This window comes from Pseudomonas peli, from assembly GCF_900099645.1.
GTDB lineage: Bacteria > Pseudomonadota > Gammaproteobacteria > Pseudomonadales > Pseudomonadaceae > Aquipseudomonas > Aquipseudomonas peli.
This window is the reverse complement of record NZ_FMTL01000002.1, coordinates 650681-664528: the sequence shown is the minus strand read 5'-3', so window position 1 is coordinate 664528 and position 13848 is coordinate 650681. Positions and strand designations below refer to the sequence as shown.

Sequence of the window (13848 nt, the reverse complement as noted above, 5' to 3'; positions counted from 1 at the left end):
GCCCCTGTAAAGATCAAGCAACCTGCCTGCTCGCAATCCGAGTCGGGCTGGAGACTCGTTGATGAGCCAGAACACTTTCGGTGGCCAACCGCTGCTGACCTTTCCCGATGCAGAGAAAAGCCCGCTAAGCATCCGCGCCAAAGCGCTGGTGTTTATCGATCCCCGCTCCCGGCAGCTACGCGACCAGGTCGAGCTGCTTGCCACACAATCTTTACCGCTGCTGATTGAAGGCGAAACCGGCACCGGTAAAGAGTTGTTGGCGCGGCATATCCACCGCGCCAGCGAACGGCCGGGGTTGTTTGTCGCGCTCAGCTGCAGCGGCCTCAGCAGCAAGCATGCCCAGGCAGAACTGTTCGGCTATGCCGCCGGCGCCTATCAAGGCAGCGCTAGCAGCCGGGCCGGCTGGTTTGGTTCGGCCAACAACGGCACGCTGTATCTGGACGAAATCGGCGACCTGCCGCTGCCGCTGCAAGCTGAACTGCTTAGCGCCCTGGAAACCGGTGAAGTGCTGCGAGTCGGCGCCAGCCAGCCGAGCCCGGCGGATGTCCGGCTGCTGGCTGCAACCAGCATCGACCTGGCTCAGGCCGTGGCAGCTGGCAAATTCAATGAGCGGCTATACGGTTATCTCAGCGACGGCCGCCTTGACCTGCCGCCGTTGCGTGAACGCACCGGCGATATTCTGCCCATGGCGGAATACTTCCTCGGCATCTACGCCCAGCGCCTGAGTCTGCCGCTGCCTGCCATCAGCGATGCCGCACAGCTGCGGCTAGAGGCCCACAGCTGGCCAGGCAATACCCGCGAGTTGGAAAACGTCATCCACTTCGCCCTGCTGGTCAGCAGCGGTGATGAGATTCTCAGCCAGCACCTCAACCTGGTAGGCAGCGTTGTCGCCCTTACAGCCGTGCAAACCGCGATTGAGGCGATACTCAATGATGCTCAGCCTGAGCAACTGCGCGCGTTGCAACAACTGCTCAATGGTAGCCAAGAGCGCCTGCACACTTTAATCAACGTCGCAGACACCCCTGGCTAGCCTGAACACCGATTACCAGTAACGGCGTATACGCAGCCCGAGCAAAACACCCACTAAACAAAACACCGCAAATACCCAGCCGGACAACGCGCCGGCCATGATCCCCGAGAGCAGCGTGCCCACGGTGCAACCCAGCGCCAGCATGCTGCCCCAGCCGAGCAATACGCCGCCGAGCAGATTACGCAGCAGTTCACTGACGCGCGGACGCTTGGGCTGGAAGTCCCCCGCCAGCAAAGCGCTAGCCCAAGACGCCACAACCAGGCCGAGAATAAACAGACCGTTGTTCGACAACAGCGCCTCTTTGACTGCCGTGGCGCAGCCGGAAAAACTGTCCAGGCCTTCCAGCCGCTCCGGTAGCCAGCCCAGCCCGTCTGCCGCGGTGCGCGCCACACTGCCTAATTCCGCCGTCACGCCCAGTGGGCCAACACGCAGATAACTCAGGGTGGCGAGAAAGCCGATCAGCAAACCGCCCACCCAGGTCGGCCAGCGTTGGCCAAACAGCAGCTGCCGCAGGTTGCGCGCAACCACGCGTGGCTCAGTGCTCGCTTGCACATGCAACAGCAGCCAGCAGGCCAGCCCACCGAGCAAAGCGATCTGCAGCAGAAACGACACGCCATAACCCTGCCAGGCCGGCAACCAGACCACCGGAGCCTGCTGGATGCTCAGCAAATACAGCGGGTTCCAGCAGAGAAAACCCAGAAAGAAACCTATCAGCGCGCCGAACAGCGCAAACAGCGATGCAAACGCACCCTCGCCAAGGCGGTAGAGATGGGCACTGATGCACGAACCGGACAATGCCATACCAATGCCAAACACCGTGGCGCTCAACCCCAGCACCCAACTCAGCGGCCCGACATGCGCATCCGGCGGCAATCGCCCGCTGCTCGGGTCCGGCACAAAGGCGCCAAATACCAGGTGATAACCCAAGGTACCCACCGCCAATGCGGCGATGATGCCGAGCAACCCATCCGGTTTGCGCTGCTCAATAAAGTCGCGGGTTACGCAGAAGAAGCAGAAGCGTGAGCGCTGCAACAACAGGCCAAATAACGCGCCGCCAAGCAAGGACAGGCTCAACGCCTGGCTGTCACTGTCCGCGCCGCCCAACTGCCAGGCAGCAAACACCAGGCCCAGGCTCAATACCGCCGCCAATGCACTGGCCCAGCGTCCCGGCGCCTGCAACGCAGTCGTTGCCATAGTGGCTCCTCAGATAAAAGAAGAGTGAGCGCCCTGCCTGAACGCTCACCCTAAACAGGGGCATGGGGCTGGCCCATTCCATGATTTTTTCACGGTAGTAAAGGCTTATTTGCCGCCCCATACGGTGCCGGCCACGTTGACTACCGGTACGCCCACGGCATTGCCGTATTCGGTCCAGGAGCCGTCGTAGTTACGTACGTCGTAACCGAGGATTTTCTTCAGGGCGAACCAGGTGTGGCTGGATCGCTCGCCGATACGGCAGTAGGTGATGATCGGCTTGCTGCCATCGATACCCACTGCGCCGTAGACCTTTTTCAGTTCTTCAACCGATTTGAAGGTGCCATCGGCAGCCACTGCCTGCCCCCAAGGGACGTTGACTGCACCTGGCACGTGGCCGGCGCGCACTGCCAGTTCCTGCACACCTTGCGGGGCAAAGACCTTGCCGTTGTATTCATCAGCGGAACGGATATCCACCAGTTGCACATCGCTGCGCTTCTCTGCCGCTGCGAGCACGTCCGGGAGGAAGGCGCGCAGGTCTTTATTCGCCGCCTTGACCGTGACATTGCCGGCTACCGGCGTTTTCGCGCGGTTATCCAAGGCGCGTTTTTCTGCCTCCCACTTCACCCGGCCGCCATCGAGCAATTTGACGTTGTCCACGCCATACACATCAAACACCCAGGCGCCCCAGGCAGCGAACCAGTTGTTGTTATCGCCGTAGAGCACCGTGGTGGTATCTGCGGAGATGCCCGATTTACGCAGCAACGCCTGGAAGTTTTCCTGGCTGGCGATATCACGGCGCACCGGATCGACCAGATCACGGTGCCAGGCAAAGTTCACCGCACCGGGGATATGCCCACGCTCGTAAACGCCAGGTGCAACACTCACCTCGATGATCCGCACCTTAGGGTTGTTAAGGTTCTTTTCCAGCCACTCGGTGCTGACCAGCACATCACTGGCGGCGAGCGCCTGGGCGGCTTGCAACAGCGTGGCAGCAGCCAGCAGGCCGGCACCAAACAGGTTTTTTATAGTCATTTCACACTGCCTCAACGGTTATGAAACACGGCCAGGTGGCCCTATTGGTTTACTGGTTTATCAATCTGCTGCATGTCTTTTCTGCGCGCCCCTCCCTGTCGTATCAGCCATACAGCGAAGGCGTGGGCGCCTTGCCGTTGAGTAACCAGTGCCCGAGATCGCGCACCTTGTAATCGAGCGGGTCATGCAGGCTGTGCACCCGCACGTTTCTCCAGAAGCGATCAAATCCGTACTTCGAACTGGTGGAACTGGCGCCCATGCTTTCGAAAATGCGCGAGGTGATTTCCAGTGCAGCGCGGGCGGAAACCACCTTGGCCTCGCTGATGGCCAAGGCCACCTCAGCTCGCTCGGCGGCGGTCAGCGCGGGCTTTTCCCAGGCGCTTTGCAGGCGTTGAGCGGCGCTGTCGGCCAGCAACTGGGCGCTGCGAAACAGCAGCCACAGTTCGCCATAACGCTGTTGGATAAAAGGATCATCACTGGCCAGGGCCACCCCGGAAGCCGGCCAGGCGCGGCTGTGTTCGCGGGTGTAACGCAGCGCGCCATCCAGCGCACCCTGGGCATTGCCCAGGTACAACTGGGTCAGGATCAATTGCGACAGGCAGGCGCGCAGCGTGGTGCGCGGGCTTACGCCGCTGGGACCGAGCAGTTCGCTGCTGTCGACAAACACATTGTCGAATTGCACCGTACCGCTGTCGGTCTGGCGCTGGCCGAAACCGTCCCAGTCATCATTCACCGCCAGCCCTTCTCGCTGGCTGGGCAGCACGATAAATACGCGGTCTTCCGGGTTGTGGCTGCGCGGCGCGCTTATCACCAGGGCATCGGCACCCAAGGCACCCGAGCAGAATGACTTGCTGCCATTGAGCTCGTAATGCTCCTCACGGCGACTGAGTTTCAGCCGAGTGTCGCGGCCATTGGTGGCGTTGCCCCAGAACCAACGTTCATGCACCGTGCGGCTCAACCAGTGGCGCTGCTGATCGGGGCTGCCAAACAGCAGGATGGTCGCCACCTGCAGATGCTGAAAGGCAAACAGGTGCGCCAGTGAGCTGTCCACGGCAGCCAGGTAACGGATGATCTGGTAGATCTCCGGCCATACCAGACCTTGACCACCAAACTGCTGTGGAATGGCCAGGGTCAGCAGGCCACTGTCACGCAGCAACTGACGCTCGGCCTGGGCACTGCCACCCTGCCGATCACGCAGCACCGCGGTGGCCGCCAGTTTGCGGGCCAGGCGCTCGATCTTTCCGCTGCGGCTCGCGAAGTCACTGGGAAACAGCCGTGGATCGAATAGCGGCGCAGTACTATCGAAGGCTTGGGAATTGGCACGAAGCTCGGCGGCCATGGTTATTGCGCCTTCCAGATAGTCACATCGAGGGCGTTCACCGCTTTGGGCAGCAAGCCTTCGGCGACAAAGGCGTCAGCAATTTTCTGCTGCTCCTTGAGGCTCTGCGGCTGCACCAAACGCACCTGATAGCTACGCCGAGCATTGGCCTGTTCGACGATGGCTGGGTCCAGACCGCCCCACAGCGGGCTAAGCACTTGCGCCGCAGCGCGCGGGTTGGCGCGCAGCCAATCACCGGTCTTCACCAGCTCGTCGAAGACCACCGCCAGCACCTGCGGATTGTTTTTGGCAAACGCGGTACTGGTCAGGTAATAGCGCTGGTAATCGGCCAATTGCTTGCCATCGGCCAAGGTACGGGTCGGCAACTGCTGCTGGGCACCGCTGAGAAAGGGTTCCCAGGTGACCCAGGCATCGACCTTACGGTTTTCAAATGCGGCGCGGCCGTCAGCCGGAGTTAGGTAGGCCGGCTCAATGTCGCTGAATTTAAGGCCGGCTTTGGCCAAGGCTGCGAGCAACAGGTAATGGCTGCCAGCCGCCTTGGTGACCGCGACTTTCTTACCTTTGAGTTGCCCCACGCTGCGCAGCGGCGAATCATCACGCACGATAATCGCCTGAGCCGACGGCGACGGCGCCTCCTGAGCAAAATAGGTCAGCTGCGCACCGGCAGCCTGGGCAAATACCGGCACGGTATCGGCGACATCGGCAGATACATCGATATTGCCGACATTCAGCGCCTCTAATAGCGGTTGGCCGTTGGGGAACTCATGCCAGCTGATACTGACATCCTGCTTGGCCAGGGCCTTCTCAAGATCCCCATTGCTTTTCAATAAGCTGATCAGGGTCGAAGACTTCTGGTAACCAATGCGCAGTTGCGTGGCGGCATCGGCGGGCAGCACGCTGGCCAGTGCCAGGCTTAGGGACAAGCCCACGCTCAGCAAGGGACGACGGTTGAATAGGGAGCGGCTAGGCATGGCAGACCTCGTCAAGGACGTGCCGGCCTTCTGATAAGCCGGATCACGACAAACTTCAGGGGTGAACAGGAAGTCCGGTGATCCGGTAGAGACAAGCTAAATGATCTAAAAAAGTCTTCGCAAATAATTTTTAAGCATTAGCTTATGGGGTTCGCGACTAAGCATCGCTTATTCTTTTTAGTTACTAAAAAGTGAAAATAAATTCTTTTTAGGGATTACGAATAATCCCTACAGTGCGCCCAAGCCGACAGCGGACCACCGCATCGGGCCCATGAAACATCAAGGGGCTCTTTGCTATTTCGCTGAGACAGGTGCAACGCACACCGTCCGCTCGAGCCCCTTCTGCAGTGCCAAACACATTCCGCACAGACCTGCATTTGGAGCATCGAGCATGAACAAGTCCACACTGGCCCTGGCCGTTACCCTCGCCGCCCTCGCCAACCAGGCCACCGCCGCCGGCTTTATCGAAGACAGCAAAGCCACCCTCGGCCTGCGTAATTTCTATTTCGACCGCGATGATAAAAACACCGCCAACAGCAACAACGAAGCCAGTGAATGGGGCCAGGGGTTTATCTTTAACTACCAGTCCGGCTACACCGAAGGCACCGTAGGTTTTGGCCTGGACGCCATCGGTCTGGTGGGTATCAAGCTCGACTCCGGCGGCGATAGCAGCACGCCACGTAGCCGCGCCCCTGGCGCGTTATTCCCCCTGGAAAGCGACGGCAGTGCGGTGGACAACTACGGCAAGGCCGGTGTCACCGCCAAAGCGCGCTTATCCAAGACCGAACTGCGCATCGGCACCCTGCAGCCCAAGCTGCCGGTGATCAACTTCAACGATGGCCGTCTGCTGCCGCAAACCTTTGAGGGCGCACAAGTCACCTCCGCCGAGATCGACGGCCTGACCCTCACTGCCGGCCAGTTGGAAAGCACCAAGACCCGCAGCTCCACTGACGATATCGCCCTGCGCATTGGTGGCGCGGCCAGCTTCCAGGGCAAAGCTGCCGACTCCAATGAATTCATCTACGCCGGTGGCGATTACAAGATCACCAAGGACCTCACCGCTCAGTACTACTACGGCAACCTGGAAGACTTCTACAAACAGCACTTCCTCGGCCTGACCCACAATCTGGCTTTGCCGGTCGGCGCGCTGAAAACTGACCTGCGCTATTTCAACAGCGGCTCAGACGGCAAGAACGGCAGCCTGGCTGGCCGCACCGAAGGCTACAAAAGCAGTGGTTTCTGGCGTGCAGGCGACAGCAAAAACGGTGAAGTGGATAACAACACCTGGAGCGCCCTGTTCACTTACAGCCTGAGCGGCCACGCCCTCAGCGCCGGTTACCAGCAAGTTTCCGGCAACAGCGCCTTCCCGTTTGTCAGCCAGGGCGACGGTGCCACCGCGTACCTGATCACTGACCGGCAGATCGGCAAGTTCGCCAGCGCCGGTGAGCGCACCTGGCTGGCCGAATACGGTTATGACTTTGCCAGCGCCGGCATTCCCGGCCTGAAAGCCACCGTGACCTACCTGTCGGGCAGCAACATTGACGCCGCCGACAGCGACCGCAAGGAATGGGAGCGCGACTTCCGCGTGGATTACACCTTGCAGGAAGGCGCACTGAAAGGCCTGGGTCTGTCCTGGCGTAACGCCACCTTCCGTGGCAACACAAGTGCTGCAGATCAGGATGAGAACCGCCTGATCGTCAGCTACAGCCTGCCGCTGCTCTAAGGCCACCCTGCAACAACAAACCCCAATGTGTACCGGCCTGACCACAGGCCGGTTTCAACCCCGCAATAACTTTGACCTGAAGTGCCCGTCCACGGGTCGACAGGCGACAACCCTAACCAGAGGAAACGACCATGAGTCTATTCAATCTGCGTCGGGGGCTGACCGCCCTGTTTGTGGCGATTCTGCCTGCCGGCGCCTATGCCGAAACACCAAAAGAAGTCCGTCTGGACTACGCCTACTACGCCCCCACCAGCCTGGTGCTCAAGCAACAAGGGCTGCTGGAAAAAGCTCTTGCGCCGCAAGGCATCAGCGTCAAATGGGTATTCAGCCAGGGCAGCAACCGCTCGCTGGAATACCTCAATGGTGGTAGCACCGACTTTGCCTCCACTGCCGGCCTGGCCGCCGTACTCAGCCGCGCCAACGGCAGCCCGATCAACACCGTCTACGTGGCCAGCCGTCCGGAATGGACCGCCCTGGTGGTGCCCAAGGATTCGTCGATCGACAGCCTGGCTGACCTTAAAGGCAAGAAAATCGCCGCCACCAAAGGCACCGATCCGTTCCTGTTCCTGCTGCAAAGCCTGCAGAAAGCCGGGCTGGACAAGAACGCCGTGGAAATCGTCCACCTGCAGCACCCCGATGGCCGCACGGCACTTGAACGTGGCGATGTCGACGCCTGGGCCGGCCTTGACCCGCTGATGGCCTCCAGCCAACTGCAGGCCGGTTCGCGCCAGCTGTACCGCAACCTCGATTTCAACAGCTACGGCGTGCTCAGCGTCACCGAGAAATTCGCCGCCACTCAGCCTGAGCTGATCAAGCAGGTGATCGGCGCCTACGAACAGGCCCGCGAGTGGGCGATTGCCAACCCGGATGCGTTGGCACAGCTGCTCGCCGACGAAGCCAAACTGCCGCTGGAAGTCGCCAAACTGCAACTGTCGCGTACCGACTTCAGCAACTCGCAGCCCGGCGCCGAGCATATCGCCGCGCTGAAAGCTGCCGCGCCGATTCTGCTGGATGAGCAACTGGTTCGCCCGGGCACTGACGTGGCCAAGGTGGTGGATCAACTGATCAGCCCGCAACTGGCTGCCAGTGTGATCAAGCAGTCCGTCGCCAAGGCGAGCCAGTAAACCATGAGCGCCCTCAACCTCAGGCTTAGCCGTTGGGCCGAACGCTTACCCAGCCTGCGTCCATCACTGGCCAACCTGCGTGGTTGGGCGGTACCCCTGGCACTGCTGCTGGGGCTTGAGACCCTGGTGCGTTCCGGCATTCTGCCGGCGCACCAGATGCCTGCGCCGACTCAAGTGGCGCAAACCCTGTTCCACCTGGCGGTCAGTGGTGAGTTGCTGCGGCATATCAATGCCAGCCTACTGCGGGTGGCTGGCGGTTTTCTGATCGGCGCTGGCCTAGCCATCGTGATCGGCACCTGGGTCGGCCTTAGCCGCCGCGCCGAGGCCTACCTGGAACCGACCTTTCAAGCCTTACGGGCGATTCCCAGCCTGGCCTGGGTTCCCTTGCTGTTGCTCTGGCTGGGGATTGATGAAACACCCAAGGTGGTGCTAATTGCCCTGGGCGCATTCTTTCCGGTGTACCTGGCACTGCTGGCCGGGATACGCAATATCGACCGCAAGCTGGTCGAAGTCGGCCAGCTGTATCAGCTCAGCCGCTTCGCCCTGGTGCGGCGGATTCTTCTGCCGGCCGCCCTGCCCAACCTGTTTACTGGGCTGCGTGGGGCGTTGAGCCTGAGCTGGATGTTTCTCGTGGCGGCCGAGCTGATTGCCGCCACGCGTGGCCTTGGCTACTTGCTCAGTGATGGTCGGGAAACCTCACGGCCGGACCTGGTGATTGCCGCCATCCTCTTACTGGCAGTGCTCGGCAAGCTTAGCGACAGCCTACTCAAATACTGGGAAACCCGCGCCCTGAGCTGGCGCGACAGCTATCAGGGTGGGGAGAACTGAACATGAGCGCACTCCTGCAACTGCAGAATATTCATAAAGCCTACGACGGTCTGCGCGTGCTCGACGATGTCAGCCTGAGCCTGGCGCCTGGCGAGATCGTCAGCCTGCTCGGCCCCAGTGGTTGCGGCAAAAGCACCCTGCTGCGCATCGCCGCCGGGCTCGATCAGGACTTCAGTGGCGCGCTGGAATTCAACCCGCTGCTGCAGTTCGGTCGTGGCACCGGCATCGGAGTGGTCTTTCAGGAGCCGCGGCTGATGCCCTGGCTGAATGTCGCGCAGAACGTCAGCTTCGCCGATGGCTGGATTGCCGATGAAAAATGGGTGCAGCAACTGCTGCGCGATGTCGGCCTCAGCGGGCATGCCGATGCCCTGCCCAAGAAGCTTTCCGGCGGCCAGGCGCAACGCGCGGCGATTGCCCGCGGGCTGTATGGCAAGCCCCATGTGCTGCTGCTCGACGAGCCGTTCAGCGCAGTGGACGCCTTTACCCGCATGAAACTGCAGGACCTGCTTAGCGAGCTGGCCGAACGCTATGAAATCGCCGTACTGCTGGTTACTCACGATCTGGACGAGGCGTTCTACCTGAGCGACCGCGTACTGATCCTCGGCGGCACACCCAGCCGCCTGCAACGCGAACTGGCGGTGCCGCTGGCGCGACCACGGGACCGCCGCTCGGCCGAACTGGCCTACCTGCGTGGCGAGGCCCTGACTGAGCTGTACCAATCCCACGCGATCTAAACGAATTCCTCAGGTGGAATCTTTACCGGGCACATGGCCCGGTTTTTTTATGGGCAAAATAAATGAGAGCTAGGGATAAGCGCTTATTGGGCAATAGCCCGTGTCAGGCGAACAATCGACCACTGAGTAACCGCCCAAATGCCCACTGAGCGTGGAGACTAGATTGGTCTCGCCAGCTCGGGTTTGAATCGGTGGCGATAGCGTTGTGACCACCCAGCAAAGCAGGAGCAACAAAAAAGCCCGGCACATGGCCGGGCTTTTTTATTTCAGGTACTCCTTATTGCGCGGTGTAAATCTGGTCGAACAGACCGCCATCCTTGAAGTGGGTGCTCTGAATCACCGGCCAGTCGCCGAAGGTTTTCACCACGTTGAGGAAGGTGACTTTCGGGAAGCGGTCGGCGAACTCGGCGAGGATCGCCGGGTTACGTGGGCGCAGGTAGTTGTTGGCGGCGATGCGCTGGGCTTCGTCGGACCACAGGTACTTCAAGTAGGCCTCGGCTTCCTTACGAGTACCTTTTTTGTCGACCACCTTGTCGACCACTGCAACCGGTGGCTCAGCCTCGGCGGAGACACTCGGGTAGACCACTTCGAAGCTGCCACGGCCGAACTCGCGGGCGATCATCTCGGCTTCGTTCTCGAAGGTCACCAGCACGTCACCGATCTGGTTCTGGATAAAGGTGGTGGTGGCGGCGCGGCCGCCGGTGTCGAGGACCGGTGCCTGCTTGAACAGCTTGCCGACAAACTCCTTGGCGGCTTTCTCGTCGCCGCCTTTTTCCAGCACGTAACCCCAAGCGGACAGGTAGGTGTAGCGGCCGTTACCCGAGGTCTTCGGGTTGGGTACCACCACCTGCACGCCATCCTTGAGCAAGTCTGGCCAATCCTTCAGGCCCTTTGGGTTGCCCTTGCGCACGATAAATACTGTAGCTGAGGTAAACGGCGCGCTGCTGTTCGGTAGGCGTTCGGCCCAGTTTTTCGGGACCAGGCCGCCAATGTCGGCCAACGCATTAATGTCGGTGGCCATGTTCATGGTGATCACGTCGGCGGGCAGGCCGTCGATCACTGCGCGTGCCTGTTTGCTCGAACCGCCGTGAGACATCTGCAGCACCAGCGGCTTACCACCCTCAGCCTGCCAGTGTTTCTGGAAGGCGGTGTTGTAGTCCTTGTAGAAGTCGCGCATTACGTCGTAGGAGACGTTGAGCAGGGTCGTCGCCTGGGCACTGGAGCCGAAGATCAGGCCGGCGGCCAGCAACGAGAAAGGTAAGAGTCGTTTCATTACGCATCCTTTGAATGAGGTGTGCGGCGACTATAAAAGCGGTTTTTTATTCGTAGAAAGAATAGTTAGTTACTTGCTTATGCATTTATCTGCTTTAGAGCTGCTGAAGCCGCTTTGGTGACGGCATCGCCCATAAAGACCTAAAAGTTATAAATAAATCGTTATTTATTCTTTTTACTATTTTTTGTTCATAAGCATAGTGAGCGCCAGGCAACGGACTTTACCAAGGAGAACACGCATGACAATCCGACTCGGCGATATCGCCCCCGACTTCGAACAGGACTCCAGTGAAGGCCGCATTCGCTTCCACGAATGGCTGGGCAATAGCTGGGGCGTACTGTTCTCCCACCCGGCTGACTTCACCCCGGTGTGCACCACGGAGCTGGGCTTTACCGCCAAGCTGAAAGAGCAGTTCGCCGAGCGTGGCGTTAAGGCCATCGCCCTGTCGGTTGACCCGGTGGACTCGCACCTGAAGTGGATCGACGACATCAACGAAACGCAGAACATCAAGGTCAATTTCCCGATCCTGGCCGATGCTGATCGCAAGGTCTCCGACCTCTACGACCTGATCCACCCGAACGCCAACGACACCCTGACCGTGCGTTCGCTGTTCATCATCGACCCGAACAAAAAGGTGCGCCTGATCATCACCTACCCGGCCAGCACCGGGCGCAACTTCCACGAGATCCTGCGGGTGATCGACTCGCTGCAACTGACCGACAACCACAAGGTCGCCACCCCAGCCAACTGGGTGGATGGTGATGAGGTGGTGATCGTGCCGTCGCTGAAGGATGAGGACGAAATCAAGCAGCGTTTCCCCAAAGGCTACCGCGCCGTCAAACCTTACCTGCGTCTGACCCCGCAGCCGAACCGCTAAGGACTGAAGATGCTTGTCGTATCCCTGGGCGGCAGCCCGAGCCTGAAGTCACGCAGCAATATTTTGCTTGATCGCGCCAAACACTGGCTGCAGCTACGTGGTGTTGAAGTAATCAGCTACCAGGTGCGTGATTTCAATGCCGAGGACCTGCTGTTTGCCAATTTCGGCAGCCCGGCCGTGCAGCAATTGATCGAGCAGGTGGAGCGCGCCGACGGCGTGATTATCGCCACACCGGTGTACAAGGCCTCGTTTTCCGGCGCGCTGAAGACCCTGCTCGATGTACTGCCCGAACGCGCCCTGAACCACAAGGTGGTGCTGCCCATTGCTACCGGTGGCAGCAGCGCGCATATGCTCGCCGTGGACTACGCGCTCAAGCCGGTACTGGCGGCGCTGAAAGCCCAGGAAATGCTGCACGCCATCTTTGCTGACGACAGCCAGATTGCCTACGGCGAGAACGGCGCGGCGGCACAGCTAGCACCGGCACTGGAACAGCGTTTTGATGATGCCTTACAGCACTTCCAGCAAGCACTGGCCCGCCGTCCGGCACCGATTGATCCGGGTGTGCTGAATGATCGGCTGATCAACGCTCGCTGGAGTATCTGACACACCGCAACACGCTTTACCCCACCTTACTCGCCCGCCAACGGGCAAGCAGGTCGCAACCCAATAACCCCAACAGCAAAGGAGAGCGCTATGCGCACTGTTACTTTGCGTCGGAGTCTGGTCGCCCTGTTTGCCGCGGCCATTTCTTTCGGCGCCATCACCCAAGCACAAGCTGAAACATTGCGTATCGGCTATCAGAAATACGGCACCCTGGTGCTGCTCAAAGCCAAGGGCACCCTGGAAAAACGCCTGGCCGACAAAGGCATCGACGTTAAATGGACCGAGTTCCCCGGCGGCCCGCAGCTGCTTGAAGGGCTGAACGTCGGCTCGGTGGACTTCGGCACCACCGGCGAAACCCCACCGATATTTGCCCAGGCCGCAGGCGCGGATCTGCTGTATGTCGCCTATGAGCCACCGGCGCCGACCAGCGAAGCCATTCTGGTACCGAAAGACTCGCCGCTGAAATCGGTCGCTGATCTCAAGGGCAAGAAAATCGCCCTGAATAAAGGCTCCAACGTGCACTACCTGCTGGTACGCGCCCTGGAAGATGCCGGCCTGAAATACAGCGACATCCAACCGGTGTACCTGCCGCCGGCCGATGCCCGCGCCGCCTTCGAGCGTGGCAGCGTCGACGCCTGGGTCATCTGGGACCCCTTCCAGGCCGCCGCCGAAAACCAGTTGCAAGCACGCACCCTGCGTGATGGCCAAGGCCTGGTGAACAACCACCAGTTCTACCTGGCAACCAAACCCTATGCCGAGAAAAACCCGCAAGTGGTTGAAGTGCTGATCGACGAAATTCGCGGCATTGGCGAATGGACCAAAAACAACAGCGCTGCAGCCACCGCCCAGGTCGCTCCACTGCTGGGTCTGTCGGCAGAAATCACCCGCGTCGCCGTCGAGCGCCAGAGCTACGGCGCGCAGTTGATCAGCCCGGAAGTGGTCGAGGCGCAGCAGAAGATCGCGGACACCTTTACCGACCTGAAACTGATTCCCAAACGCCTGGTGATCAAGGACGTGATCTGGAAAGCCCCGACTAAGGCGTCCCCGACCAAGGTCGCAACAGCCCAATAACCATTCGCGACAGCTGCATCACCGTAGCCCGGAGCCATCCGGGCTACGC

At 60.2% G+C, this 13848-nt stretch carries 13 protein-coding genes; 8 read left to right on the top strand and 5 right to left on the bottom strand.

Annotated elements, in window-relative coordinates:
• The first annotated feature begins 61 nt into the window (after positions 1-61).
• Entirely contained in the window at positions 62-1030 is a 969-nt protein-coding gene (locus tag BLO50_RS11935) for a sigma 54-interacting transcriptional regulator (protein ID WP_090252907.1), read from the top strand.
• A 12-nt stretch (positions 1031-1042) separates the two neighbouring features.
• On the opposite strand, the gene BLO50_RS11930 is transcribed toward BLO50_RS11935, so the two are convergent.
• The 4 genes from BLO50_RS11930 to BLO50_RS11915 form a co-directional block, all read right to left on the bottom strand.
• Positions 1043-2224 carry a YeeE/YedE family protein gene (locus tag BLO50_RS11930; protein ID WP_090252905.1) on the bottom strand — a complete coding sequence of 394 codons (1182 nt, stop codon included), beginning with the start codon at positions 2222-2224 and terminating at the stop codon, positions 1043-1045.
• 105 nt (positions 2225-2329) lie between these two features.
• On the bottom strand, positions 2330-3256 hold the full coding sequence (locus tag BLO50_RS11925) for a sulfurtransferase (protein WP_090252903.1): 927 nt from the start codon (positions 3254-3256) through the stop codon (positions 2330-2332).
• Positions 3257-3359: 103 nt separating this feature from the next.
• Complete coding sequence (locus BLO50_RS11920) at positions 3360-4595, bottom strand: acyl-CoA dehydrogenase family protein (protein WP_090252900.1); 1236 nt, start codon at positions 4593-4595, stop codon at positions 3360-3362.
• Positions 4596-4597: 2 nt separating this feature from the next.
• Entirely contained in the window at positions 4598-5566 is a 969-nt protein-coding gene (locus BLO50_RS11915) for an aliphatic sulfonate ABC transporter substrate-binding protein (protein ID WP_090252897.1), read from the bottom strand.
• Positions 5567-5957: 391 nt separating this feature from the next.
• Between BLO50_RS11915 and BLO50_RS11910 the strand changes: the two genes are divergently transcribed.
• The 4 genes from BLO50_RS11910 (at position 5958) to BLO50_RS11895 (ending at position 9975) form a co-directional block, all read left to right on the top strand.
• Entirely contained in the window at positions 5958-7289 is a 1332-nt protein-coding gene (locus tag BLO50_RS11910) for an OprD family porin (RefSeq protein WP_090252895.1), read from the top strand.
• A 131-nt stretch (positions 7290-7420) separates the two neighbouring features.
• Positions 7421-8413 carry an aliphatic sulfonate ABC transporter substrate-binding protein gene (locus BLO50_RS11905; protein ID WP_090252893.1) on the top strand — a complete coding sequence of 331 codons (993 nt, stop codon included), beginning with the start codon at positions 7421-7423 and terminating at the stop codon, positions 8411-8413.
• 3 nt (positions 8414-8416) lie between these two features.
• A complete protein-coding gene (locus tag BLO50_RS11900) occupies positions 8417-9241 on the top strand; it encodes an ABC transporter permease (protein WP_090252891.1) in 825 nt (274 codons plus the stop codon).
• A 2-nt stretch (positions 9242-9243) separates the two neighbouring features.
• On the top strand, positions 9244-9975 hold the full coding sequence (locus tag BLO50_RS11895) for an ABC transporter ATP-binding protein (RefSeq protein WP_090252888.1): 732 nt from the start codon (positions 9244-9246) through the stop codon (positions 9973-9975).
• 277 nt (positions 9976-10252) lie between these two features.
• On the opposite strand, the gene BLO50_RS11890 is transcribed toward BLO50_RS11895, so the two are convergent.
• Complete coding sequence (locus BLO50_RS11890; RefSeq protein ID WP_090252885.1) at positions 10253-11248, bottom strand: sulfate ABC transporter substrate-binding protein; 996 nt, start codon at positions 11246-11248, stop codon at positions 10253-10255.
• 238 nt (positions 11249-11486) lie between these two features.
• Between BLO50_RS11890 and BLO50_RS11885 the strand changes: the two genes are divergently transcribed.
• From BLO50_RS11885 to BLO50_RS11875, 3 genes are all read left to right on the top strand, one after another.
• Positions 11487-12125: a peroxiredoxin gene (locus BLO50_RS11885; protein ID WP_090252883.1), complete on the top strand. Its 639-nt coding sequence runs from the start codon at positions 11487-11489 to the stop codon at positions 12123-12125.
• Between the two features lie 9 nt (positions 12126-12134).
• Positions 12135-12728: an NADPH-dependent FMN reductase gene (gene ssuE, locus BLO50_RS11880; RefSeq protein ID WP_090252880.1), complete on the top strand. Its 594-nt coding sequence runs from the start codon at positions 12135-12137 to the stop codon at positions 12726-12728.
• 90 nt (positions 12729-12818) lie between these two features.
• Positions 12819-13799: a sulfonate ABC transporter substrate-binding protein gene (locus BLO50_RS11875; RefSeq protein ID WP_090252878.1), complete on the top strand. Its 981-nt coding sequence runs from the start codon at positions 12819-12821 to the stop codon at positions 13797-13799.
• Positions 13800-13848: the final 49 nt, after the last annotated feature.

Excerpts from the sequence above, each read along its gene's own strand:
- BLO50_RS11935 (WP_090252907.1), top strand. The coding sequence starts at position 62 with ATGAGCCAGAACACTTTCGGTGGCCAACCGCTGCTGACCTTTCCCGAT.
- BLO50_RS11930 (WP_090252905.1), bottom strand. The coding sequence starts at position 2,224 with ATGGCAACGACTGCGTTGCAGGCGCCGGGACGCTGGGCCAGTGCATTG.
- BLO50_RS11925 (WP_090252903.1), bottom strand. The coding sequence starts at position 3,256 with ATGACTATAAAAAACCTGTTTGGTGCCGGCCTGCTGGCTGCTGCCACG.
- BLO50_RS11920 (WP_090252900.1), bottom strand. The coding sequence starts at position 4,595 with ATGGCCGCCGAGCTTCGTGCCAATTCCCAAGCCTTCGATAGTACTGCG.
- BLO50_RS11915 (WP_090252897.1), bottom strand. The coding sequence starts at position 5,566 with ATGCCTAGCCGCTCCCTATTCAACCGTCGTCCCTTGCTGAGCGTGGGC.
- BLO50_RS11910 (WP_090252895.1), top strand. The coding sequence starts at position 5,958 with ATGAACAAGTCCACACTGGCCCTGGCCGTTACCCTCGCCGCCCTCGCC.
- BLO50_RS11905 (WP_090252893.1), top strand. The coding sequence starts at position 7,421 with ATGAGTCTATTCAATCTGCGTCGGGGGCTGACCGCCCTGTTTGTGGCG.
- BLO50_RS11900 (WP_090252891.1), top strand. The coding sequence starts at position 8,417 with ATGAGCGCCCTCAACCTCAGGCTTAGCCGTTGGGCCGAACGCTTACCC.
- BLO50_RS11895 (WP_090252888.1), top strand. The coding sequence starts at position 9,244 with ATGAGCGCACTCCTGCAACTGCAGAATATTCATAAAGCCTACGACGGT.
- BLO50_RS11890 (WP_090252885.1), bottom strand. The coding sequence starts at position 11,248 with ATGAAACGACTCTTACCTTTCTCGTTGCTGGCCGCCGGCCTGATCTTC.
- BLO50_RS11885 (WP_090252883.1), top strand. The coding sequence starts at position 11,487 with ATGACAATCCGACTCGGCGATATCGCCCCCGACTTCGAACAGGACTCC.
- ssuE (WP_090252880.1), top strand. The coding sequence starts at position 12,135 with ATGCTTGTCGTATCCCTGGGCGGCAGCCCGAGCCTGAAGTCACGCAGC.
- BLO50_RS11875 (WP_090252878.1), top strand. The coding sequence starts at position 12,819 with ATGCGCACTGTTACTTTGCGTCGGAGTCTGGTCGCCCTGTTTGCCGCG.